General features: G+C 72.8%; 20 protein-coding genes. 12 read left to right on the top strand and 8 right to left on the bottom strand.

Features of this window, described 5'->3' with window-relative positions; all coding sequences use genetic code 11:
- The first annotated feature begins 200 nt into the window (after positions 1-200).
- Both dprA and ACFO4E_RS00180 read left to right on the top strand, forming a co-directional pair.
- Positions 201-1139, top strand: a complete 939-nt coding sequence (gene dprA, locus ACFO4E_RS00185; RefSeq protein ID WP_378570275.1) for a DNA-processing protein DprA — start codon at positions 201-203, stop codon at positions 1137-1139.
- Between the two features lie 541 nt (positions 1140-1680).
- A complete protein-coding gene (locus ACFO4E_RS00180) occupies positions 1681-2583 on the top strand; it encodes a tyrosine recombinase XerC (protein ID WP_378570273.1) in 903 nt (300 codons plus the stop codon).
- 490 nt (positions 2584-3073) lie between these two features.
- Here the strand turns inward: ACFO4E_RS00180 and ACFO4E_RS00175 are convergent, their stop codons facing one another.
- Complete coding sequence (locus ACFO4E_RS00175) at positions 3074-3790, bottom strand: murein hydrolase activator EnvC family protein (protein WP_378570271.1); 717 nt, start codon at positions 3788-3790, stop codon at positions 3074-3076.
- A gap of 410 nt (positions 3791-4200) precedes the next feature.
- Between ACFO4E_RS00175 and rpsB the strand changes: the two genes are divergently transcribed.
- The 5 genes from rpsB (at position 4201) to ACFO4E_RS00150 (ending at position 8748) form a co-directional block, all read left to right on the top strand.
- On the top strand, positions 4201-5145 hold the full coding sequence (gene rpsB, locus ACFO4E_RS00170) for a 30S ribosomal protein S2 (RefSeq protein WP_378570270.1): 945 nt from the start codon (positions 4201-4203) through the stop codon (positions 5143-5145).
- Between the two features lie 111 nt (positions 5146-5256).
- A complete protein-coding gene (tsf, locus tag ACFO4E_RS00165; RefSeq protein WP_378570269.1) occupies positions 5257-6093 on the top strand; it encodes a translation elongation factor Ts in 837 nt (278 codons plus the stop codon).
- 180 nt (positions 6094-6273) lie between these two features.
- Positions 6274-6999 (top strand): UMP kinase, encoded by a 726-nt coding sequence (gene pyrH, locus ACFO4E_RS00160; protein WP_378570902.1) that lies wholly within the window; start codon positions 6274-6276, stop codon positions 6997-6999.
- Positions 7000-7048: 49 nt separating this feature from the next.
- On the top strand, positions 7049-7606 hold the full coding sequence (gene frr / locus ACFO4E_RS00155; RefSeq protein ID WP_378570267.1) for a ribosome recycling factor: 558 nt from the start codon (positions 7049-7051) through the stop codon (positions 7604-7606).
- Positions 7607-7911: 305 nt separating this feature from the next.
- The gene (locus ACFO4E_RS00150; protein WP_378570900.1) at positions 7912-8748 is read left to right on the top strand and encodes a phosphatidate cytidylyltransferase; all 837 of its coding nucleotides are present in this window, start codon (positions 7912-7914) and stop codon (positions 8746-8748) included.
- Between the two features lie 15 nt (positions 8749-8763).
- Here the strand turns inward: ACFO4E_RS00150 and ACFO4E_RS00145 are convergent, their stop codons facing one another.
- The 4 genes from ACFO4E_RS00145 to ACFO4E_RS00130 all read right to left on the bottom strand — a co-directional run bounded on the left by ACFO4E_RS00145 (position 8764) and on the right by ACFO4E_RS00130 (position 11883).
- Positions 8764-10002, bottom strand: a complete 1239-nt coding sequence (locus tag ACFO4E_RS00145) for an MFS transporter (protein WP_378570265.1) — start codon at positions 10000-10002, stop codon at positions 8764-8766.
- Entirely contained in the window at positions 9999-10247 is a 249-nt protein-coding gene (locus ACFO4E_RS00140; RefSeq protein WP_378570263.1) for a hypothetical protein, read from the bottom strand. The genes ACFO4E_RS00145 and ACFO4E_RS00140 overlap by 4 nt, the downstream gene beginning before the upstream one ends.
- Complete coding sequence (locus ACFO4E_RS00135) at positions 10244-10561, bottom strand: helix-turn-helix domain-containing protein (protein WP_378570261.1); 318 nt, start codon at positions 10559-10561, stop codon at positions 10244-10246. The genes ACFO4E_RS00140 and ACFO4E_RS00135 overlap by 4 nt, the downstream gene beginning before the upstream one ends.
- Before the next feature lie 233 nt (positions 10562-10794).
- Positions 10795-11883 (bottom strand): suppressor of fused domain protein, encoded by a 1089-nt coding sequence (locus ACFO4E_RS00130; protein ID WP_378570260.1) that lies wholly within the window; start codon positions 11881-11883, stop codon positions 10795-10797.
- A gap of 174 nt (positions 11884-12057) precedes the next feature.
- Between ACFO4E_RS00130 and rlmN the strand changes: the two genes are divergently transcribed.
- Entirely contained in the window at positions 12058-13155 is a 1098-nt protein-coding gene (gene rlmN / locus ACFO4E_RS00125) for a dual-specificity RNA methyltransferase RlmN (protein WP_378570258.1), read from the top strand.
- Positions 13156-13158: 3 nt separating this feature from the next.
- Positions 13159-13632 (top strand): VTT domain-containing protein, encoded by a 474-nt coding sequence (locus tag ACFO4E_RS00120; RefSeq protein WP_378570256.1) that lies wholly within the window; start codon positions 13159-13161, stop codon positions 13630-13632.
- 36 nt (positions 13633-13668) lie between these two features.
- Here the strand turns inward: ACFO4E_RS00120 and ACFO4E_RS00115 are convergent, their stop codons facing one another.
- Complete coding sequence (locus tag ACFO4E_RS00115) at positions 13669-14163, bottom strand: Lrp/AsnC family transcriptional regulator (RefSeq protein WP_378570898.1); 495 nt, start codon at positions 14161-14163, stop codon at positions 13669-13671.
- Positions 14164-14497: 334 nt separating this feature from the next.
- Positions 14498-16108 (bottom strand): PucR family transcriptional regulator, encoded by a 1611-nt coding sequence (locus ACFO4E_RS00110; protein ID WP_378570254.1) that lies wholly within the window; start codon positions 16106-16108, stop codon positions 14498-14500.
- A gap of 242 nt (positions 16109-16350) precedes the next feature.
- Between ACFO4E_RS00110 and ACFO4E_RS00105 the strand changes: the two genes are divergently transcribed.
- The gene (locus tag ACFO4E_RS00105) at positions 16351-17646 is read left to right on the top strand and encodes an aspartate aminotransferase family protein (protein ID WP_378570252.1); all 1296 of its coding nucleotides are present in this window, start codon (positions 16351-16353) and stop codon (positions 17644-17646) included.
- A gap of 48 nt (positions 17647-17694) precedes the next feature.
- Positions 17695-19248: a CoA-acylating methylmalonate-semialdehyde dehydrogenase gene (locus tag ACFO4E_RS00100; RefSeq protein WP_378570897.1), complete on the top strand. Its 1554-nt coding sequence runs from the start codon at positions 17695-17697 to the stop codon at positions 19246-19248.
- Positions 19249-20210: 962 nt separating this feature from the next.
- On the opposite strand, the gene gabT is transcribed toward ACFO4E_RS00100, so the two are convergent.
- Entirely contained in the window at positions 20211-21551 is a 1341-nt protein-coding gene (gene gabT, locus ACFO4E_RS00095; protein WP_378570250.1) for a 4-aminobutyrate--2-oxoglutarate transaminase, read from the bottom strand.
- A 141-nt stretch (positions 21552-21692) separates the two neighbouring features.
- Between gabT and ACFO4E_RS00090 the strand changes: the two genes are divergently transcribed.
- Positions 21693-23165: a PucR family transcriptional regulator ligand-binding domain-containing protein gene (locus tag ACFO4E_RS00090; protein ID WP_378570248.1), complete on the top strand. Its 1473-nt coding sequence runs from the start codon at positions 21693-21695 to the stop codon at positions 23163-23165.
- Positions 23166-23168 lie beyond the last annotated feature (3 nt).

Raw genomic sequence — 23168 nt, 5'->3', positions numbered from 1 at the left:
GTGCGTGCCTGACCGCTGTGGCGGGGGCGGGGGATCCCGTTATGGGGGTGCTGCTCGACACGTATGGCGCCTCCTCCGTGTGGGAGGCGCTCCGGGGCGGTGACCCCCCACCCGAACCGGCCGGTGTCCGGGGCCGGTCGCTCGGCGACCGGTGGGAGCGCTGGCGTCGGCGTTCCGTCGGCGTCGACCCGGATCGGCTGATGAGCGCCGCCGCCGACATCGACAGCCGTCTCGTTGTCCCGGGTGACCCCGAATGGCCCCACCAGCTCGACCGACTCGCGGAGCGGCGGCCCTACGCGCTCTGGGTCCGCGGCGCCCACGACCTCCGCAATGCCTGCCTGCGCTCCGTGGCCGTGGTCGGCTCGCGTGCCGCCTCCTCCTATGGCCTGCACGTCACGGGCGACCTCGCCTGGGCGCTCGCCGAGCGCTCCTGGACCTGTGTGTCGGGCGGTGCCTATGGGATCGACTCCGCGGCCCACCGTGGAGCGCTGGCCGGGGGAGCACCCACTGTGGCGGTCCTGGCCAGCGGCCTCGACCTCGGCTACCCCCGCGGCAATGAGGGCCTCTTCGCCGACATCGCCGTGCGCGGCACCCTGGTCAGCGAGCACCCGCCCGGAACCGCGCCCACCCGCCACGGCTTCCTTGTGCGAAATCGGATCATCGCCGCCCTCACACCAGGCACGGTCGTGGTCGAGGCCGGGCTGCGCAGCGGGGCGCTCAACACCGCCCGGCACGCCCTCGACCTGTGCCGCGTGCTCATGGCCGTGCCCGGCCCGGTCACCTCCGCGCTCTCCGCGGGCTGCCACCGCCTGCTGCGCGAGTGGCGCGCGGTCTGCGTCACCGACGCCACCGACGTCGCCGAGCAGGTGGGACACATCGGCGCCGACCTTCGGCCCGGAAACGGCACCGCCCTGGCCCGAGACGCCCTCGACGACCTCGCGCGCAAGGTCCTCGATTCCGTCCCGGTGCGTACCGGCGCGGGTACGGCCACCATCGCGTCGAAGGCGGGCCTCGACCTCGATCTCACCCTCGGACGCCTCGGACTGCTGGCGGCCGGGGGCTTCATCGAGCGATGCCTGGCAGGGTGGCGTGTCCGCCCCGGAACCGCCGACGATGACCGGGGTAGTGTGACGCTATGACGAACCGTCACGGCGACGCCGTTCCGGCGGGCGGGCCGCTCGTCCCCGCCTCCGGCGGGACGCCGCGCGGCGCCGATGCCGGTGCTGCCGGCAACGGCGCTGAAGAATGGCGGAGGCGCGTGGCGTCCGGCACCATCACCATCACCCGCGCGCAGTCGGCCCACACAGTCGGACCCCGCGACGTTCGACTGGTGTCCGATCGTGCTCTCGCGCATTGGCCGTACCCCGTGGCCCTCCACATCCGGTGGCCGGCAGGCCGAGGTCTGGCGCGTCGGCCGCGTCTGGCGGCCGACCTCGTCGGGCTGGTGTCTGTTCGTGCTCTTGCGCGTCTGCCGTATCCCGTGGCCTTGCAGGTTCGGTGGCCGGTCGGCCGCGGCCTCGTGCGTCGGCCGCGGCCGGCGGCCGTCCTCGGTCGACGGATGCCCGGTCGTGGTCCCGTGAGCATGCCGCATCCAGCGGCCGCCGTCCTCGCCGGGAGGAGCGGGTCGGTCGGCCCGCGTCGTCGCGCCGGGGCCGCCACCCCCATACCCCTCAGCGCCGCATGACCGCGTCCGCATACGACGACCTCGTCGAAGAGTTCCGGCGCCACATCGGCGCCGACCGGTCCGCGCACACCGTGCGCGCCTATGTCGGGGACCTCCGCGGGCTGCTCGGCCACCTCGACTCCGTCGGCTGCGCCGTCGGCGAGATCGACGTCGCCGCCCTGCGCGGCTGGCTCGCGGCGCAGCACGAGGCCGGTGCCGCGCGGTCGACCGTCGCGCGCCGGGTCGCCGCCGCTCGGGCCTTCACCGCGTTCCTGCACCGCACGGGCCGGCTGGCGGTGGACCCCGGACCCCTGATCGCCACCCCCAAGGCCCATCGCACCCTGCCCGTGGTGCTCGACGAAGCGCAGGCCGGCTCCGCGCTCGACTCCGGTACCGCCTCCGACGACACCACCGCGGACGGGCTGCGCCGCCGGGCCGTGGTCGAACTCCTCTACGCCACCGGTATCCGGGTGGCCGAGCTGTGCGCCCTGGACGTGGACGACATCGACCGCGAGCGCCGCACGGCCCGCGTCTTCGGCAAGGGCGGCAGGGAACGCGTTGTCCCCGTCGGCGTCCCCGCGCTCGATGCGCTCGACCGGTGGCTGACCTCCGGCCGCCCGCACCTGGCCGCGCCCGGCAGCGGCCCGGCACTGTTCCTGGGGGCGCGCGGCGGACGGCTCGGCACGCGGCAGGCGCGCCGCGATGTGCACGCCCACATGGGCGCGGCCGAGGGCGACGCCGACATCGCCCCGCACGGCCTGCGCCACAGCGCAGCCACCCACCTGCTCAACGGCGGCGCGGACCTGCGCAGCGTCCAGGAGATGCTGGGCCACTCGTCTCTCCGGAGCACCCAGATCTACACCCACGTCTCGATCGAGCGCCTGACCCGCACCTACAACCAGGCCCACCCCCGAGCCTGAGCGAGGGCGGGGTGCGCGGGGGTGCCGCCGATCATCGTCCGAGATCCGGGGCCGGAGCCCGAGCTCGGCGTTCCCGTTGCCCGGGGCGGCCTCTCGGCCCCGAGGGGTATGTCCTCAGCGGGCCCGTTCAGATTCGCGTTGCTAGAAGGCGGCGGCCGGATCGCAGGAGCACCCGGCGGTTCCTCCGCCTTGATGGTGGTGGTTGCTGCGCGCCCGGGCCGAGGCGGCCGACCGGGCGATGGCAGGCCGCCCCGATGCACGCTGTACTTCCGGGATCAGACGGCACGGCGACTTCCCTCGGTGCTCACCCCGTTCACACACGGTGCCTCACCCCGATCACAGTGCCGCTCCGTGCACCGGTGGGGTCTGGACGCGTGGCCGGTGACGGGCCCGGTCGAGTGCCGAGGAGCCGTTCCGCCGTGCGCCGCTCACCCCGCCGGTGCGGATGACCCCGTGCCGGTCGTCCTGGCGCGTCCATTCGCCGGCGCCCTCAGGTCCTGGGGCCGTGGAGATCGCGGGCCGGATGGGGTGCGGACAGGGGCAGCAGGCGGATCTCTCCGGTGCCCAGCAGGGACATGGGGTCGAGGTAGTCGGTGCCGCGGCGCAGGCCCCAGTGCAGGCAGGGGCGGTCCGGGCAGTGCGGCGGGTTGTCGGCAAGGGTGCCGATGAGGGTTCCGGCCGATACGGGGTCGCCGCGCACGACCGTGGGTGCGACGGGCAGGTAGGTGGTGCGGAGTTTGCCGTGGACCACGGTGACCGCCCCTGTTCCGGCGACCCGTCCGGCGAAGGCCACTCGGCCCGCGCCAGCGGCGACGATATCGGCCCCCTCGGCGGCGGCGAGGTCGACGCCGCGGTGCCCCGGCAGCCAGGGGCGGTCCGGCGGGTCGAACGCGCGCAGGACCACGGGGCGGCCGTCGAGCGGCGGGCGCCACGGGCCGTGGTCGGCGGCCGCCGGGCCGGCGGTGAGCGCCACGAGGGCCACAAGCGCCACGACGGCCGGGAGCAGCAGCGCCGATACTCCGAGGATCGGGGCGGGTGTCGGCCGGGGTTCGAGCCGGGCGGCTTCCAGCCGCGGCGTGAGGTGGGCCGGTGTCAGGCGGGACGGGAGACGGGCGGTTCTCCGGCGGGGATCGAGCCCGGCGGACCTCGGCCGGGGGTGGAGCCGGGCGAGTATCGGCCGGGGCCAGATCAGGGGGCGGGGCGTCATCTCTTGAGCGTGCCCGGCGGCGGGCCCCGGGAGCCAGGACGATGTACGGCCTGTGGACAGGGGCGGGCCGCTGCGGGCGACGGCGCGGCGACGGCGCGCGGTGGCGTGGAGTCCGTCCGAGCCCCGCTCGGTCGGTGTTCCGGGGTCGCCTCGCCACCCGCTGTGACCCGGTGTGACACAGAGGTGCTTGACATCCGGCGAGCCGATCCGGCCCGGCTTGGACGGCCCGCGATCACGGTTAGAATCTTGTATGGCTCGTCATGAGCCGACAACTACGCACGTCCTCGTGCTTCCCCAGGGAGGGGCCGCTCTCACGGTCCGCGTCGTCGAAGAACGGCGCGGCGGAGCGGCCGGGGCGTCAGGAACAACCGAAGGCGGGCCCGCCCCGCCGCACCAAGGAGGACCCGGTCATGGCCACAGTCGTGACGATCCGTCAGCTGCTCGAGAGCGGCGTCCACTTCGGGCACCAGACCCGTCGCTGGAACCCGAAGATGAAGCGCTTCATCTTCACCGAGCGCAACGGCATCTACATCATCGACCTGCAGAAGTCGCTGGCCTACATCGACCGCGCCTACGAGTTCGTCAAGGAGACGGTGGCCCACGGCGGCACCATCCTCTTCGTCGGCACGAAGAAGCAGGCGCAGGAGGCCATCGACGAGCAGGCCCGGCGCGTCGGCATGCCCTTCGTCAACCAGCGCTGGCTGGGCGGCATGCTCACCAACTTCTCCACCGTCCACAAGCGGCTCCAGCGGCTCAAGGAGCTGGAGGAGATCGACTTCGACGACGTCGCCGCCTCCGGCCTGACCAAGAAGGAGCTCTTGGGCCTGCGCCGCGAGAAGGAGAAGCTGGAGCGTACGCTCGGCGGTATCCGCGACATGTCCCGCGTGCCCAGCGCCGTGTGGATCGTGGACACCAAGAAGGAGCACATCGCGATCAGCGAGGCTCGCAAGCTGAACATCCCCGTGGTGGCGATCCTCGACACCAACTGCGACCCCGACGAGGTCGACTACCCGATCCCGGGCAACGACGACGCCATCCGCAGTGTCAGCCTGCTGACCCGCGTCGTGGCCGACGCCGTCGCCGACGGCCTGCTCGCCCGCTCCGGTGCCTCCACCGCCGGTGAGGAGAAGGCCGCCGACGAGCCGCTGCCCGAGTGGGAGCGGGAGCTCCTTGAGGCCAAGAGCGAGGCCCCCGCCGCGGAAGCCGCCGCTCCGGCCGAGGCCGCCCCGGCTGAGGCCCCCGCCGCCGAGGCCCCGGCCGAGGCTCCGGTCGCCGAAGAGGCCCCCGCCGAGACTCCGGTCGCCGAAGAGGCGCCTGCCGAAGAGGCGCCCGCCGAGGCCCCGAAGGAAGCCTGAGCCGCCGAGGCCGTGTGTCGTCCCTCCCCGCGCCCGCGGGATCCGTCCCGCGGGCGCGGAGGGGCGCTTAGAGACCCCGTCGACCCACACCAAGGGAATTAGAGAACAGCTATGGCGAACTACACCGCCGCTGACGTCAAGAAGCTGCGCGACCTGACCGGCGCGGGCATGATGGCGTGCAAGAAGGCGCTGGAGGAGAACGACGGCGACTTCGACAAGGCCGTCGAGTTCCTGCGCGTCAAGGGAGCCAAGGACGTCGGCAAGCGCGCCGAGCGCACCACCGCCAACGGCCTGGTCGTGCTGAAGCAGGACTCCGACGCCGCGGCCGTCCTCGTGGAGATCAACTGCGAGACCGACTTCGTCGCCAAGAACGACAAGTTCCAGCAGCTCGCCGGCGAGATCGCCGACTTCGTCGCCCGCGCCGACGCCGCCGATGTCGAGGCCCTGCTCGCCACCGAGTACGCCGACGGCAAGTCCGTGCAGCAGGTCATCGAGGAGAACAGCGCCGTCATCGGCGAGAAGCTCGAACTCCGCCGCTTCGCGAAGTTCGAGGGCGCCTACGTCGCCAGCTACATGCACAAGTCCGACCCGGACCTGCCGCCGACCATGGGCGTCCTGGTCGAGCTGGACAAGGCCGCCCCCGAGGTCGGCAAGGACCTCGCGCAGCAGATCGCCGCCCTCGCTCCGAAGTACGTGAGCAAGGACGACGTCCCCGCGGAGATCATCGAGAACGAGCGCCGCATCGCCGAGGCCACCGCCCGCGAGGAGGGCAAGCCCGAGCAGGCGCTGCCCAAGATCGTCGACGGCCGCGTGAACGGCTTCTTCAAGGACGCCACCCTGCTGGGGCAGCCGTTCGTGAAGGAGAACAAGAAGACCGTCCAGAAGATCGTCGACGAGGCCGGTGTCACCGTGCGTCGGTTCGTGCGCTTCAAGGTCGGGCAGGCGTAGACCTTTGACATGATGGAGGTGCCGGGGAGGAAGCGTCGTCCCCGGCACCTTCGGTGGATAAGGCGCGGTTCCGTCCCGGCACGGGTGGGGCCGCGTGCCGCAATACCACTCGGGGGAATCAGAAGGAGGCCGAACGCCGTGCCGGAGACCGAAGACCGCACCATCGCCGATGGCCCAGCCATGCACGATTCGAGCTGGAGCCGCGTCGTACTCAAACTGTCCGGCGAAGCGTTCGCCGGCGGTGAGCAGCAGGGCATCGATCCCGGAGTCGTCCAGTACGTGGCCGAGGCGGTCGCCGCGGCCGTATCGGAGGGCATCGAGGTCGCCGTCGTCGTGGGCGGCGGGAACATGTTCCGCGGCGCCGCCATGGCCGAGCACGGAATGGAGCGCGGCCGCGCCGACTACATGGGCATGCTGGGCACGGTCATCAACTGCCTGGCGCTCCAGGACTTCCTGGAGCGGCTCGGGGTCGAGACCCGTGTGCAGACCGCCATCCACATGAGCCAGGTCGCCGAGGCCTACATTCCGCGTCGCGCGGTCCGCCACCTGGAGAAGGGCCGGGTCGTCATCTTCGGCGCCGGTCTGGGCGCGCCGTTCTTCTCCACCGACACCACCGCCGCCCAGCGCGCGCTGGAGATCGGTGCGCAGGCGGTGCTGAAGGGCACGCAGGTCGACGGCGTGTACGACTCCGACCCGCACCGCAACCCCAACGCGGTGCGCTTCGACCGGCTCGAATACAACGAAGTGCTCACCCGCGGCCTGAAGGTCATGGACGCCACCGCGGTGAGCCTGTGCATGGACAACGGCCTGCCGATCGTGGTCTTCGACCTCATGGGCGAGGGCCACATCCTCCGCGCCGTGCGGGGCGAGAAGATCGGCACCATCGTCTGTCCGGCCGATAGCTGATCCGCGCACACCTCGAACCGACGGACCACAGCGACATACGGGAGCCGCAATGACCGAAGAGACCCTCCTCGAAGCCGAGGAGAAGATGGAGAAGGCCGTCGTGGTCGCCAAGGAGACCTTCGCGGGGATCCGCACCGGCCGCCCGAGCCCCGCCACCTTCAACAAGATCACCGCGGAGTACTACGGCACCCCGACCCCGATCAACCAGCTCGCCTCCTTCTCGGTCCCCGAGCCCCGCATGGTGGTCGTGTCCCCGTTCGACCGGTCATCGATGCAGGCCATCGAGAAGGCGATCCGCGACAGCGACCTCGGCGTCAACCCCGCGAACGACGGCGCCGTCATCCGCGTGGTCTTCCCCGACCTGTCCGAGGAGCGCCGCAAGGAGTACGTGAAGGTGGTGCGGACCAAGGCCGAGGACGGCCGGATCTCCATCCGCAACATCCGCCGGCAGGCCAAGGACAGCTTCGACAAGGCCGTCAAGGCCGGCGAGATCGGCGAGGACGAAGGCCACCGCGCCCAGGAGGAGCTGGAACAGCTCACCCACAAGTACGTCGGCGAGATCGACGAACTGCTGAAGCACAAGGAATCCGAACTGCTAGAGGTCTAGGTTCTGTGTCGTTGTCCGAGCCCGGATCCGAGCAGGGAGACGATCGCGGGCAGGCCGCAGCTTCCGGCCCGTCCGCTGCCGACTCCGGAGAGGTGCCGGTGGTGTCGTCATCCAACGGTTCCGCACGCGTGAGCGGAACCGCCCCAACCCCTGCCCACCCGGGCGACGGCGACGCCGCGGACGGCGCGTCCGACCCGCATCACGGTGCGAACGGCGCCGCCGCGACCGGCCCCGAGGGCACCGGCGGTGCGTCCGCCGCGGACGCCCCCGAGGACGCCGCCGACGGTGAGAAGCAGCGGTTCGTCCTGCACAAGCCCAGCGGCGAGCCCGTGCGCGCCGGGCGCAACCTGCCGTTGGCGATCATCAGCGGGTGCGCACTCGGCGCGCTCGTGTTCATCTCGATCTACCCCTTCCCGGCGGCGTTCGTGGCCATCACGTCGCTCGCCGTGCTGCTGGGGATGCGGGAACTCCACCGCGCCGTCGCCGCCCGCGGCACCCGCATCGCGCTGCTCCCCCTCGCTGTGGGCGGGGTCGCGATGCAGGCGGCCGCCCACTTCGGCGGGGCGGAGTGGCTGGTGGGCGTCACCGCCCTCACCGCCATCATCACGCTGTCCTGGCGGCTGCGCGACGGAGCCGAAGGCTACGTGCGCGACGCGGGCGCGAGCCTGTTCTCGCTGATCTACCTGCCGTTCCTGCTGGGTACCTGGCAGCTGCTGATCGCCACCCCCGGCGACGGCCAGGAGCGCATCGTCGCCTTCATCCTGGTGACCATCAGCAGCGACATCGGCGGGTACTTCGCCGGGATCCTCATGGGCAGGCACCGCATGGCCCCGGTGATCAGCCCGAACAAGACCTGGGAGGGCTTCGCCGGCTCGGTGCTCGGCTGCATGATCGCCGGGGGGCTCACCGTGGCCCTGATGCTCGACGGCCCGATCTGGGTCGGCCTGGTGCTGGGCGTGGCGATCGTCCTGGCCGCGACGGTCGGCGACCTCATCGAGTCGCTGGTCAAGCGCGACCTCGGACTGAAGGACATGGGGCGGTTCATGCCGGGCCACGGCGGCCTGCTCGACCGCGTCGACTCCCTCCTCATCGCCGGCCCCGTGGCCTGGGTGGTACTGACCCTTCTGATCCCCGCGGGGTAGTGAAGTCTTCCCCGCTCAGCCGGAAGGGGCGCGGGTGAGGCCGCGGACGCTCCTGCCGGCCGCTGCGAGCGCCGTCGACACCAGGAGCAGCGCGGCCATCCCCTTCAGCGTCGTGTCGGTGCCGACCGCCTCGGCGAGCGGGCCCACGGCGATCTCCCCGACGGGCAGGGCGATGAAGGACCCCAGCGCGTCGTAGGAGTACACCCGGGCCAGCTTGGCCGGCGGGATGTTCTCCTGGAGCGACACCTCCCAGGCCACGGTGAATTGTTCCAGGGCGACCCCGGTGAGGAACATCGCGCCGAACAGGAACGCCGGCGAGGGGGTCCCGGTCAGCCCCAGCATCGGCACGGCGTCGACCACGACGAGTACCACCCCCACCAGCAGCGCGCGGCGCGGCTGCCAGCGCGCCGCGAGTAGCCCGCCGAGGATGAGGCCGGCGCTGTAGGACATGAGGACCACGCCCCACGCCACCCGGCCGAAGGTGTCGTCGGCGATGGCGGGCCCCAGCACGGCGGTGGTGCCCGACCAAGTGGCGTTGACCACCATGAACTGCAGCACGACGATCCAGACCCACGGCCGCGACGCGAACTCGGTCCAGCCCTCGGCCAGCTCGCGCAGCGGATGGGCGGGCCCATCGGGGGCCGGAGCGGCGGCGGGCAGCCGGAGCAGTGCGAAGCAGGCACCCGCGAGCGCGAACAGGGCGGCGTCGACCGCGATGGCCCACCCGGGGCCGATCCCCCCGACGATGACGGTGCCGATCGACATGCCCGTGAGCAGCCCGATGTTGACGCCCACGCGTACGAGGGCGTTGGCCTGCTGGAGCAGCGCGCGCGGGACGGTCTGTGGGGTGAGCGCGGCCGCCGCCGGCAGGTTGGCCGCCGCCGCCGCGCCGTTGAGCAGGCTCAGCACGATCAGGATGGGCAGGTTCGCCGCCCCCAGGAGGACGGTCGCGGCGACCAGGCCCTGGGAGAGCGCCGCGAGGACGCAGCCGCCCTGGAGCACCAGCGCGCGGGGGAGCCGGTCGGCGAGTACCCCGCCGAACAGCAGGAGGATGACGTTGGCCAGGGAGCGCGCGCCGACGACCAGGCCGAGGTCCACCAGGGAGCCGGTGACGTCGAGCACGGCGAAGCCCAGCGCCACCGTCGCCAGGCCGTTCCCGAAGTACATGAGGGCCCGGCCGGCCGCCAGCGCGCGGAACGGGCCGTGTCGCAGTGGGGCCAGGACCCCGGGCCGCTGCCCGGTGGGGGCGGTCATCCGTGCTCCCCGGGATCGGGGCCGGCCCCGCCGTCGAGTTCGAAGAGCAGCAGCGAAGCGGTGACGGTGATCGTGCCGGGCGTGCGCGGCGGGCGGGCGGCGTCGTGGAGGTCGGCACCCAGCGCGTCCGCTCGGGCCAGGAGGTCGCGCCACACCTCCGGGTCGATCCACAGCTCGGCGTCGGTGAGGTGTCCGGACGCGCCGTCGCGCCGGCGTTCGGCGCGCGTGGCCAGGACGGCGGTCACCGCGGCGATGACGCGGCGGTGCTCCGCGGCCGAGGTGGTGGCGGCCCGCTTTCCACTGTCGTGGCGTGCCGGTAGCGCTTGGCGAGCCCACCGCGGATCTCGGTCTGCCCGGCGGCCTCCAGCAGGCCCGCGTCGTGCAGCCGGCGCAGGTGGTAGCTGACGTTGGCCTGGGTCTCGCCGAGTTCGCGAGCGGCTTCGGCGGCGCTCATGGCGGCGCCGGTGAGGAGGGAGAGGAGGCGCAACCGCAGCGGGTGCGCGAGTACCCGCAGCGCGGGCAGGCCGGGGGAGGGCGGGGCGGTCTCGTCATCGGGCACGCGGTTCAGGATCGGGCGTGCGGCGGCCACCGTCAAACAGTTATTTGGCGGTCGGTCGCGCGTCCGGGCACGTCGGCCTCCCGGAGCGGGGCGGACGAGCGGACGCGGCCGGATCCGGACACCGGCGAAGGGCTGGTGCGGGCGGGGCGGAGGCGGCGGTCAGAGGCCGCTGAGGGCGTCCAGCGCCGCCACGAAGGCGTCGCACCGCGGCCCTGGGGCGTGCGCGGCCCGGGTCAGGGGCCCAGGATCCAGCTGCGGCCTTCGGCGGCGAGTTTGTCGATGAGGGTGGCGGAGTCGTGCTCCTTGGCGAACAGGTGCTCGGGCCGGGTGATGGGCACGACCCACAGCCACGTCACGGGGTCGCCGTGGAAGGTCAGCCCGGTCGTGGCGGGGGGAACGTGGCCGTCGGGCCCGGCGAGCGGGGCGGGGTCGGCGATCAGCAGGACCGCCGTGCTGCCGCCGCGCATGGCGGAGTCCTCGGGGTTGTCGAGCCACTTCACGCTGTGGCCCGAGCCGAACCAGGTGACCGCCCGCCACGGGAAGGCGCCGATCCAGCGGAAGATCCGGGCCGAGACGTGGGCGGGCGCGGTGGTGGCGAGCGCGAGCTCGATGCGGGCGTAGGAGGAGGTGTCGGCCATGTACCGATCGAGCGTGGGCATGCGCTGCCCGCACATGCCCACCGTGCTCAGGATGGTGTAGGGCCGGGTGGCGGTGGGCGGGCGCTCCGAGACCCGGATCAGCGGGGCGTGGCCGTCGGACACGTCCCAGTAGTGCCCGGCCGGGCCGACCGTGCGGGTGAGGTGGTTGAACACCGTCCGCTGTACGCTGCGCCAGGCGCTGGGGGAGGAGCGCCAGTCCCAGTACGCCTCGGCGTGCACCACGCGGGGCCACAGCTGTGCGGCCACGGGGTCGAGGGCCCAGGCGTAGGGGCTGCGGCCGATCGCCTCGCGCGCGTAGCCGGGCAGCCCGCTGTCGGCCTCGGCCCAGCCCGGGATGATCGCCAGCAGCCCGTCGTCGTCGATCAGCGCGACGCCGTCGCCCTCCTCGAACCAGACCGCGCGCAGCCGGTCCGGATCGAACGGGGAGCGCCCCTGCGGGTGCTTGGTGTGGGCGGCGGGCATGAGGGGCGCCTGCCCCTCGTAGAGGCCCGAGGGGTCGCCGGTGTCGGGTGCCATGCCGTGGTTGGCCAGCCATACCGGGACCCGGATGGTCCCGCGGGCGTCGAGCAGGTAGGCGGCCGTGGTCCGGGAGTCGTATTCGACGATCACGCGGCGGCTGCGATACGGGCTGAACTGGTCGAGGAGGACCTGCGCTCCTGCCACCTGCCCTCCTTGTCGGCTCGTCGCACGGCGGTGTCCGGGCGCCGCATAGTATGAACCGTAGTGCCCTAAGGGTGGCACTGCGGTGGTGAACGCGAAAGGTCGTACAGGCCCCTAAAGTACCGCGCATCGCCGTTCACGTCCGCCCCTCCCCTTCCCCGTCCACGTTGGAATCCCATGCCTGCCGAGCTCACCTTCGCCGCACCGCGCCGGGCCAAGCCGCCCCGCCACCTCGCCGACCTCACCCCCGAGGAGCGCCGCGACGTCGTCGCCGAGCTCGGTGAGAAGCCGTTCCGCGCCAAGCAGCTCGCCCAGCACTACTTCGGCCACCTCGAATCCGACACCGCGGCGATGACCGACCTCCCCGAAGCGTCGCGGGAACGGCTCGGCGAGGCGCTGCTGCCCACGCTGCTGACCCCGGTCAAGCACATCACCTGCGACAACGGCATGACCCGGAAGACCCTGTGGCGGGCCTTCGACGGCGTGCTGTTCGAGTCCGTGCTCATGCGCTACCCCGACCGCGCCACGCTGTGCGTGTCCTCGCAGGCCGGGTGCGGGATGAACTGCCCGTTCTGCGCCACGGGGCAGAACGGCCTCACGCGCAACCTCTCGACCGGTGAGATCGTCGACCAAGTGGTCTCCATCGCGCGCGATCTCGCCCGCGGCGAGGTCGCCGGCGGGCCCGGGCGCATCAGCAACATCGTCTTCATGGGCATGGGCGAGCCCATGGCCAACTACCGGCGGGTCCTCGACTCCGTGCGGCGCATGACCGACCCCGTCCCCGGAGGGCTGGGCATCTCCCAGCGCGGGGTCACGGTCTCCACGGTCGGGCTGGTCCCCGCCATCGACAAGCTCATCGCCGAGCGGATGCAGGTGCGGCTGGCCATCTCGCTGCACGCCCCCGACGACGAGCTGCGCGACGAACTCGTGCCGGTCAACACCCGCTGGAAGGTCGCCGAGGTCCTCGACGCCGCGTGGCGCTACGCCGGGACCACGGGCCGCCGGGTCTCCATCGAGTACGCGCTCATCCGCGACATCAACGACCAGGCGTGGCGGGCCGACCTGCTGGGACGGCTGCTGAAAGGCCACCTGGTGCACGTCAACCTCATTCCGCTGAACCCCACGCCGGGGTCCAAGTGGACCGCGTCGCGGCCCGAGGACGAGCGCGAGTTCGTCCGCCGGCTGGAGGCGCACGGGGTGTCGACCACCATCCGCGATACCCGCGGCCAGGAGATCGACGGCGCCTGCGGCCAGCTCGCCGCCGCCGAAGGCTGACGGGTGGCGGCGACGGCACTGGCGTTCGCGGTCGCGCTGGTGTCGGCGCTGCTGCCGTTCCTCAACATCGAGCTGTACCTGCTGGGGGCCGCGTCGATCTCCAGCGGGCCGGTGCTGACCGCCATGGCCCTGGCGGCGGGGGCCGGGCAGACCCTGGGCAAGGTCGCCTACTACTACCTGGGCCGCGGCGTGCTCGATCTGCCGTGGCTGCGCCGCCGGGCCGACAAGACCGGCAAATGGGGCGACCGGGTCGCGGACCTGCGCGCCAAGGCCGAGGGCCGCCCGTGGTGGACAGCGGGCCTGGTGGCGGTGAGCTCGTTCGCCAGCATCCCGCCGTTCATGGTCGTCTGCGTCCTCGCCGGAACGGTCCGCATGCCGCTATGGGCGTTCGCGGCGGTCACCATGGCCACCCGCTCGGCGCGCTTCCTGCTGCTGGTGCTCGCGCCGGGGACCGCCATGGCCCTGCTGCCCGGCTGACTCGGCGCGTGGAGCGGCGGCGGCCGCTCCGGGTCGTCAGCGGGTGCCCCACGCGTAGGACTGCTTGCGCAGCTTGAGGTAGACGAAGCTCTCGGTGGCGGTGACGGTCGGGACCGCGCGGATGAGGGTCAGGACCTCCAGGAGCTGGTCGTCGTCGGCGGTCACCACCTCGGCCAGGACGTCGAACGACCCCGCGGTCACCACCACGTACTCCACGCCCGCCAGCGCCGCGATCGCGTCGGCCGCGGCGGTGGGGTCGCCGCCGCACCGCACCCCGATCATGGCCTGGCGGTTGAACCCGAGCATCATCGGGTCGGTCACGCCGACGACCTGGACCACTCCGGACTCCAGCAGCCGCTGCACGCGCTGGCGAACCGCGGCCTCGGACAGGCCCACGGCCTTGCCGATCGCCGCGTAGGACCGCCGCCCGTCCTGCTGCAACTGCTCGATGATGCGCTTGGCGGTCGCGTCGAGCACGACGCCCGACGGTGTCCTGTGCACCGTGGTCTCCGGGACGTCCTGGTCGGTCACACGGTCCTCCGGTTTCTCGGGCACGCCCCGACCGGTCACGGAAGGCCGGTCGATCGACGCCCCGAAACCCTGAATCGGTGGTCGCGGGACGCATGGGCGACGGAATCCGATTATCCCACGGTTCCTCTGGTCACGCTCGCCTTCTCCCTCGGCTCCGCCGGCCCCGCGTGGGGGGCCTTCGGCCGGGGGCAGGGCCGGCTGCGCTCGCTCGGCGGCTCGCCGTTCGGGTCCTCTGGTCACGCTCGCCTTCTCGCTCGGCTCCGCCGGCCCGGCGTGGGGGCCTTCGGCCGGGGGCGGCGCCGGCTGCGCTCGCTCGGCGGCTCGCCGTTCGGGTTCAGCCCGTGAGCCGGTCGCGCACCGAATCGAGCGACAGCAGGGCCACGTGCAGCGACAGGCAGGTCTCGACGGAGTCGAGGTCGGCCTGGAGCACGTGCGAGATCCGGCGCAGGCGCTCGTAGAACGCCGGCCGCGACAGGTGGGCGGTGGAGGCCGCGAGCGCCTTGTTGCGCCCCGAGGTCAGGTAGCACCGCAGCATCGCGGTGAGGTCGGTGCCGTGGCGGGCGTCATAGGCGAGCAGCGGGCCGACCTCGCGCTCCACGTAGGTCTGCAGCCGCTCGTCGTCGCGGAACAGGTGCAGCAGCCCCCGCAGGTGCAGGTCGGGCAGCCGGTAGAACGGGCGGTCGTCGGACTGGTGCACGGCGACGTCGGCCACCTGGCGCGCCTCCAGGAAGGAGCGGCGCACCTGCCGGATGTCGTCGGTCTGCGATCCGACGGCCAGCACCGGCCCCAGGCCGACCCGTTCGCGGACGCGGTCGGCCATCCGGTGCACGCAGTCGTCCAGGCCCTCGCGCGGGGGCAGCGCGAGCAGGATGCCCACCCGGAGGTCGTCGACCGACCCGACCAGCGCCGCCAGCCGCAGCTCCCGGCAGGCCCGGGCGACACCCTCGGCGCTGTCGGCCAGCCGGGCCTGGGCGGCCAGGCCGGTGCCGCCCTCGCGCAGCCGCAGCACCATCCCCACCAGGTTGCGCCCGGTCAGGGGCACCCCCACCGCGCGGGCGCGGACCAGCGCCTCCTCGGGGTCGGAGTAGGCGCGGTCGATGATCCCGGCGATGATCGTGCGGTGGGTCTGGCGCTCCAGGCTCTCCTGGTGGCGTTCGAGCAGCCGGCCCAGCGCGAGCGTGGTGGCGGCCCGCTCGACCAGCATGGTCTGCCGCGGAGCCGGGGAGGCGCCGCAGATGAGGATGAGCCGTCCCCAGTCCTGGCCGCGCGCCCCGACCATGGTCACCAGCCACCCGGTGGCGGGGTCGTGGACGGTGCGCGGGCCGTTGCGGATCGCGCGCGACCTGCTCTCCCACGACGTCAGCAGCGCCCCCGGCTCCTCGCCGTTGAGATCGCACACCAGCACCTGGTGGGCGAGGTTCTCCAAGACCACGGGGCACCCCGACAGGTGGGCGACCTCCTCCAGGACCTGGGCGGGGCGCGCGCCCTCGACCGAGAGCTGGGTGAACACCTCGTGCAGCCGCTCGGACTCCCGCAGCTCCTCCAGCTGCCGGTTGACCACCCGGACGTGGACGGCCTCGGTGATCTCCACGAACCTGGTCTCGCGCTCCAGGGAGATCACGGGGACCCCGGCCTCCTGCGCCGCGTCGAGCAGCGCCCCCGGGAGTTCGGAGTGGTACTTGCGGCCGAGCTCCACCGCGATGCCGCTCACACCTGCCGACGCGAGGTCGTCGACGTAGCGGCGCAGCGCAGCGGGGTCGTCGGGCATGGCGATTCCGGTGGTCAGCACCAGTTCGCCGCCGCGCAACAGGTGCGCGAGATCGGTGACCTCGGCGATGTGCACCCACCTGACGGTCACCCCCAGGTGCTCCGAACCGACGACAACGCGCGGGCGGGCACGCTGGACGGCGGGCAGGCCGAGCACGTCGGCAAGGGTGGGCAGCACCCCCTCAGTCTAGGCGGCGCGGCCCCGGGCGGCCCGAGGTCCTTTACAGACTGCTCGATCGCGCGGTGTCGCCTGGTCGCAGGGCGAGCGGAGCGACCAGGAAGGGTTCGCCGGCGGCACCTCCGGCCGTCCGTGCGGAGGTGGAATGCCCCGCTTTCTGCTTGACACTCTGTCAAGAGCGCCGGTGTGACCTCAACAGTCTGGTCCTGGCGGCGCCGGGATCCGCTTGTGAGACTGAACGCATGTCGGAACTCCTCGCTCGCCACCGCGCTGTCATGCCCTCGTGGCTCTCCCTCTACTACGACGCCCCCATCGAGATCACCGGTGGGAAGGGCGTTCGCGTCACCGACGCCGACGGCAACTCCTACCTCGACTTCTTCGCCGGGATCGTGACCAACATGCTCGGCTACGACGTGGCCGAGGTGCGCGAGGCCGTCGAGCGCCAGATCGCCACCGGGGTGGCGCACACCTCCACCCTCTACCTGCTCCGCGGCCAGGTGGAGCTGGCCGAGAAGATCGCCCGCCTGTCCGGCATCCCCGACGCGAAGGTCTTCTTCACCAACTCCGGGACCGAGGCCAACGAGACCGCGCTGCTGCTCGCCACGCAGGCGCGCGGCACCGACCAGGTGCTGGCCATGCGCAACAGCTACCACGGGCGCTCCTACGGCACGATCGCCGTCACCGGCAACCGGGGCTGGAAGAACTCCTCGCTGTCGCCGCTCAACGTCCACTACCTGCACGGCACCGACCGCGACACCCCGGCGTTCCGGGGCATGGGCGACGCGGAGTACATCGAGGCGTGCGTCGCCGACCTGCGCGACGTGCTCGCCACCGCCACCGCCCCCGATGTCGCCTGCCTCATCGCCGAGCCGGTGCAGGGCGTCGGCGGGTTCGCCATGGCCCCTGACGGCCTCTACGCCGCCTACAAGGAGGTCCTCGACGAACAGGGCATCCTGTTCATCTCCGACGAGGTGCAGACGGGCTGGGGCCGCACCGGCTCGTCGTTCTGGGGGATCGGCGACCACGGGGTGGTCCCCGACGCCATCACCTTCGCCAAGGGCCTCGGCAACGGCTTCGCCGTGGGCGGCGTCGTCGCGCGCGGCGACCTGATGGACGGGCTGACCGCCAACGGCGTGTCCACCTTCGGCGGCAACCCGGTGTCGATGGCCGCCGCCAACGCCACCCTCGACTACGTGCTCGACCACGACCTCCAGGCCGCCGCCGCGCGCCTGGGCCCGGTCGTCCTCGACGGGCTGCTCCCGCTGACCGCCCTGGCCAGTGTGGGCGCCGTGCGCGGGAAGGGCCTGATGTTCGCGGTCGAGATGGCCGACCCCGCCACGGGGGCGCCGTCCCCCGCTCTGGCCGGGGCCGTGCTGGAGGCGACGCGCCGCCGAGGGCTGCTCATCGGCAAGGGCGGGCTGCGCGGCAACGTCCTGCGCATGGCGCCGCCGCTGACGATCACCGAGGCCGACGCGCGCGAGGCCCGCGACATCCTCGTCGACGCCATCACCGAGGTCGACCACGACGCCGCGTCCTGACGAGCCCGGAGCCCCGCAGGCCCCACGCCACCACCGAATGAGGTCATGATGAGCAAGCACGTCACCCACTGGATCGCGGGCAAGCCCTTCACGGGGACCGCCGCCCGCCGGGGCGACATCCACAACCCGGCGACCGGCCAGGTCTCGGGCACCGTCGACTTCGCCGGCCCCGACGAGGCCGCGGCCGCCGTGGCGGCCGCCCGCGCGGCGTTCCCCGGCTGGCGCGACACCTCGTTGTCCAAGCGGACGTCGATCCTATTCCGCTTCCGCGAGCTGGTGCACGCCCACAGCGGTGAACTCGCCCGGCTGATCAGCGCCGAGCACGGCAAGGTCGTCTCCGACGCCGCGGGCGAGGTCGCACGCGGCCTGGAGGTCGCGGAGTTCGCCTGCGGGATCCCGCACCTGCTCAAGGGCGGGTTCTCGGAGAACGTCTCGACCGGTGTGGACGCCTACTCCATCCTCCAGCCGCTCGGCGTCGTCGCGGGCATCACCCCGTTCAACTTCCCGGCGATGGTGCCGATGTGGATGTTCCCCGTGGCGATCGCCTGCGGCAACACCTTCGTGCTGAAGCCGAGCGAGAAGGACCCCTCGGCGGCGGTGCGCATCGCCGAGCTGTGGTCGGAGGCGGGGCTGCCCGACGGTGTGTTCAACGTCGTGCACGGCGACAAGGAGGCGGTCGACGCGCTGCTGGAGGCGCCGGACGTCAAGGCGGTCAGCTTCGTCGGCTCCACGCCCATCGCCCGCTACATCTACGAGAACGCCGCTCGCGCCGGGAAGCGGGTCCAGGCCCTCGGCGGGGCCAAGAACCACATGCTGGTCCTGCCCGACGCCGACCTCGACCTCGCCGCCGATGCGGCGGTCTCGGCGGGGTTCGGCTCGGCCGGCGAGCGGTGCATGGCGATCTCGGCGGTGGTGGCCGCGGACGCGATCGCCGATGACCTGCTCGACCGGATCAAGGATAGGGTGGCCGGGCTGCGTGTGGGCGCCGGCGACGACGACAGGAGCGACATGGGCCCGCTGGTCACGCGCGCCCACCGCGACAAGGTCGCCTCCTACCTGGAGTCCGGGGTGCGCGAGGGCGCGACCCTGGCGATCGACGGCCGCGTGCACCCGGTCCTGGGCGACGCCGCCGAGGGGTTCTGGCTGGGGCCGTCGCTGCTGGACCACGTCACGCCGGAGATGGCCTGCTACCGCGACGAGATCTTCGGGCCGGTGCTCAGCGTGCTGCGGGTCCCCGGGTACGACGCCGCGCTGGAGCTGGTCAACGCCAACCCCTATGGCAATGGGACCGCGCTGTTCACGCGCGACGGCGCGGCCGCGCGCAGATTCCAGAACGAGGTGGAGGTGGGCATGGTCGGCATCAACGTGCCCATCCCGGTTCCCATGGCCTACTACTCGTTCGGCGGCTGGAAGCAGTCGCTGTTCGGCGACTCCCACGCGCACGGCACCGAGGGCGTGCACTTCTACACGCGCACCAAGGCGGTGACCTCGCGGTGGCCGGACACGGGCGGGGACGCGGTGGACCGGCGGGCGGGGGCCGGCGCGGCCGGGGCAGCGCGGTCCCCGGGCGGGGTGGACCTGGGTTTCCCGACCAACGGGTGATCCCGGCGGGTTCCGGTGGCCGCGCGGCAGCGGATTGGCCTACTCTCGGTCGCTCGGGCGCTACGAGGAGTATCGTGGTGTCCGGTCAACCGCGGTGCCGGGCGCACGGGTGCCGCGGCCGACCGCGGACCTCGCCGGACGACGCGCTCATTCCCCTCCTCCCCCCATGGAAGCGGGCGCGTCACAGAGGCGCTCCGGGACCTAACTCCCCCCTGGTCCCGGAGCGCCTCCCCGCATATCGCTGTCAGTGGGCGACGAGCGCGTGCTCTAACTCGCGGGCCGCGTGTGAGGCGGCGAGTTCCGCGCACTCATCGCATCCGTAGACCTCCGCGCCGCCGGGCAGCGCGCCCAGCGGATTGCGGGGTCGCGGCCACCTCGCGTGGCAGACCACGCAGGCGTCCCCCAACGCCTGTGCGGAGCTGAGTGCCCCTGGATCGTAGATACAGCTGTCGCTTGTGTCCGCATTCGGTGTGCTTGACGCGCACATAATGCTCAGACCGCTCAACGTCCCTGCTCCCCCCGTGGTTTAGGACAGTCTGGCGGACCTATAGTTATCGACTCTTATTGAACCAGAGCGAGTCTGTCTCGGGAATAGGTCAGGCCGATTTTTGTGACTGTGAGCTTAGTCAGAATAACTCTCTGTAGTTCAGAAGGGAATATGCCGCCCGATTGTGTTGTGAGACGGGTGACATGTCGGATTTGTCGCACTGTCAGGGAGCGTGCGGGCGACCCTTGGGCGGGTCCTTTCGCGCGCCGATCGCGCCCCGGAGGTTTGAACGCCGGAGCTCCCCGCTCCGCCTGGGCGACGGCGGAACGGGGAGCTCCGGTGGGGTGGGCGGGGGCGGGCGGGGGTGGCGGCGGCCGCGGGCGGTTCACCGGGATAAGGGTCATTTGGTCACAAAAAGGACAAAAGCGTCATTAAGCGAAACCGTGGGCGATTCGGGATGGGGTGCGTGCGCGGCCTACAGTCGCGCGAACGCGTCCTCCAGAATGGACAGGCCCTCGTCCAGCAGGGCGTCGCCGATCACCAGCGGAGGCAGCAGCCGGATGACGTTGCCGTAGGTTCCGGCCGTCAGCAGGATCAGCCCCTGGGAGTGGCAGTGGCGCACGACCTCCGCCAGCGCCTCGGTGTTGGGCGCCGTGTCGCCGGCCCCCGCCACCAGTTCGACCGCCACCATCGCGCCGCGCCCGCGCACGTCGCCGATGACGTCGTGCTTCTCCGCGAGCGCGTGCAGCCGGTTCAGCAGCGTCGCGCCGATCTCGCGGGCGCGCTCCACCAGCCCGCCGGACTCGATGGTCTCCAGAGCGGCGAGCGCGGCGGCGCACGCCACCGGGTTGCCGCCGTAGGTGCCGCCCAGCCCGCCCGCGTGGACCGCGTCCATCAGCTCGGCGCGGCCGGTCACCGCCGCCAGCGGCAGCCCGCCCGCGATCCCCTTGGCGGTCGCGATCAGGTCGGGCACGACGCCTTCGTGCTCGCACGCGAACATGTCGCCGGTCCGGGCGAAGCCCGTCTGCACCTCGTCGGCGATGAACACGATCCCGTTGGCGCGGCAGAACTCCGCGATCGCGGGCAGGAAGCCGGCGCCCGGTTCGATGAACCCGCCCTCGCCCTGGATCGGCTCGACCAGCACCGCGGCGACGTTGGCGGCGCCGATCTGCTTGCCGATCTGGTCGATCGCCTGGCGTGCCGCCTCGGGGCCGCAGTTCTCCGGCCCGGTCGGCCAGCGGTAGGGGTAGGCCATCGGCATCCGGTACACCTCGCCGGCGAACGGGCCGAACCCCTGCTTGTAGGGCAGGTTCTTGGCGGTCAGCGCCATCGTGAGGTTGGTCCGCCCGTGGTAGGCGTGGTCGAACACCACAACGGCGGAGCGGCCGGTGGCGCTCCGGGCCACCTTCACCGCGTTCTCCACCGCCTCGGCCCCGGAGTTCAGCAGGATCGACCGCTTCTCGTGGTCGCCCGGGGTGATCCGGTTCAGCGCCTCGCACACCTCCACATAGCCCTCATAGGGGTTGACCATGAAGCAGGTGTGGGTGAACCGGGACAGCTGCTCGGCGGCGCGCTCGACCACGGCGGGGGCGGCGTTGCCCACGTTGGTGACGGCGATGCCCGCGCCGAAGTCGATGAGGGCGTTGCCGTCGACGTCCTCGACGATGCCGCCCCCGGCGCCGCGCACGTACACCGGCAGGACGCTGCCGACCCCCTGGGCGACCGCCCTGCCGCGGCGCTCCTGGAGCGCGCGCGACCGCGGGCCGGGGATCTCGGTGACGATCCGGCGCTCCTGCGCGATCTCGGTCGTTGCCATGGGACGGTCCTCCTCGTACCTACGCGCCGGTACCTGAACGGCGATCGGGCTCGACACTAAGGGCGCGCGACCACCCCCGGAATCTCCTTTGTGGATAAGATCGAGCCAGCTCATTGGCCATTCCGGTGATCGGGGGACCGTGTGCCGCCAACGCTGGGCGCCCTGCTGCGCACCCCGCGCCTGGGACTGCGCCTCCTCACCCGCGAACACGGCCTCGACCGGCCCGTCCGCTGGGTGGCCGTCAGCGAGCTGACCGACCCCACGCCGTTCCTCGAGGGCGGCGAACTTGTGCTCACCACCGGTATCCGCTGGCCCGGCGACGACGACGGCCAGACCGCCCGCGACTACGTCCGCCGCCTCGTGGAGCGCGGGGTCACCGGGCTCGGGTTCGGCGTCGGGGTGGCGCACGACCAGGTCCCCGCGCGGCTCGTCGACGCCGCCGACGCCGCGGCCCTGCCGCTCATCGAAGTATCGCGCTCCACCCCGTTCATGGCGGTCGGCAAGGAGGTCTCGCGCCTCCTCGCACGCGAGGAGTACGAAGGGCTGACCCGTGCGTTCGCGGCGCAGCGGCAGCTCACGCAGGCGGCCCTGCGCGGCGCCGGGCCGGTGGCCGACCGGTTGCGGGCCGAGCTGGACGCCTGGGTCCTCCTGTTCGACGCCGACGGAACGCTGCGCCACGCGGCCCCCGCGGCGGCCGCCTCGCGCGCCCCGGCCTTGGCGGGGGAGGTGCGGCGGCTGCGCGGCTCCCGGCAGCGCGCCGGCGCCGCGGTGGCGGCGGAGGGCGAGAACGTCGCCCTCCAGCCGCTGGGAGTCGGCGGACGGGTGCGCGGTTTCCTGGCGGTGGGCGCCGGGCACCGGCTCGGCGCCGACCAGCGCACGCTGGTCAACGCCGCCGTCTCCCTGCTCTCCCTGGAACTGGAGCGCACCGCGCCCGGCCGTGCCGAGGAGCTGCGCGGCGGGCTGCTGGAAGCGCTGCTCGACGGCGCGGTCGACCTCGGCCGCGATTCCGCGGCACGGCTGCGCGCCGCGCTGCCCGCCGAACCCGTGGCCCTGGCCGTGACCGACGCCGCCGGAGGGCAGGGCCCCGTGTGGGATCCCGCGCTGGACGGCTGCCTGGTCGCCGAGGCCGGCGGATACCTCACGGTGCTCGGCGCCGCCTCCGCCGACCCGGGGGCGGTCCTGGCCCGGGTCACCGGGGGCCCGGTGGGCGCCGCCGATCCGGGCACCTATGCGGCGCTGCCCGCTGCGCGGGCCCAGGCGGAGCGGGCGCTCGACGCCGCGCGCGCCGACGGCGCCGCCCTGGTCCGCGCGGCCGACCTGCCCGGCGGCTTCCTCGGCCTGGCCGCGACCCCCGCGGGCGCGCGCATCGCCCGGGACCTGCTCGCCCCGCTGCTGTCGCACCGCACGGGCGACGATCTGGTGGCGTCCCTGCGCGCCTACCTGGCCGCGGCGGGGCGCTGGGACGCCGCGGCCGACACCCTCGGGGTGCACCGGCACACGCTGCGGTACCGCATCACGCGGATCCGCGAACTCCTCCCCGGCGACCTCGATGATCCCGACTACCGCACCGAGCTCTGGACCGCGCTGCGCACGCTGGACCGCACCCGGCCCTGATCC

Source organism: Nocardiopsis mangrovi, assembly GCF_042653925.1.
Classification (GTDB): domain Bacteria; phylum Actinomycetota; class Actinomycetes; order Streptosporangiales; family Streptosporangiaceae; genus Nocardiopsis_B; species Nocardiopsis_B mangrovi.
Note: the sequence above shows the minus strand (reverse complement) of the source record. Positions and strands in the feature narration are given on the sequence as shown.

Excerpts from the sequence above, each read along its gene's own strand:
- dprA (WP_378570275.1), top strand. The coding sequence starts at position 201 with ATGAGCGCCGCCGCCGACATCGACAGCCGTCTCGTTGTCCCGGGTGAC.
- ACFO4E_RS00180 (WP_378570273.1), top strand. The coding sequence starts at position 1,681 with ATGACCGCGTCCGCATACGACGACCTCGTCGAAGAGTTCCGGCGCCAC.
- ACFO4E_RS00175 (WP_378570271.1), bottom strand. The coding sequence starts at position 3,790 with ATGACGCCCCGCCCCCTGATCTGGCCCCGGCCGATACTCGCCCGGCTC.
- rpsB (WP_378570270.1), top strand. The coding sequence starts at position 4,201 with ATGGCCACAGTCGTGACGATCCGTCAGCTGCTCGAGAGCGGCGTCCAC.
- tsf (WP_378570269.1), top strand. The coding sequence starts at position 5,257 with ATGGCGAACTACACCGCCGCTGACGTCAAGAAGCTGCGCGACCTGACC.
- pyrH (WP_378570902.1), top strand. The coding sequence starts at position 6,274 with ATGCACGATTCGAGCTGGAGCCGCGTCGTACTCAAACTGTCCGGCGAA.
- frr (WP_378570267.1), top strand. The coding sequence starts at position 7,049 with ATGACCGAAGAGACCCTCCTCGAAGCCGAGGAGAAGATGGAGAAGGCC.
- ACFO4E_RS00145 (WP_378570265.1), bottom strand. The coding sequence starts at position 10,002 with ATGACCGCCCCCACCGGGCAGCGGCCCGGGGTCCTGGCCCCACTGCGA.
- rlmN (WP_378570258.1), top strand. The coding sequence starts at position 12,058 with ATGCCTGCCGAGCTCACCTTCGCCGCACCGCGCCGGGCCAAGCCGCCC.
- ACFO4E_RS00105 (WP_378570252.1), top strand. The coding sequence starts at position 16,351 with ATGTCGGAACTCCTCGCTCGCCACCGCGCTGTCATGCCCTCGTGGCTC.
- ACFO4E_RS00100 (WP_378570897.1), top strand. The coding sequence starts at position 17,695 with ATGAGCAAGCACGTCACCCACTGGATCGCGGGCAAGCCCTTCACGGGG.
- gabT (WP_378570250.1), bottom strand. The coding sequence starts at position 21,551 with ATGGCAACGACCGAGATCGCGCAGGAGCGCCGGATCGTCACCGAGATC.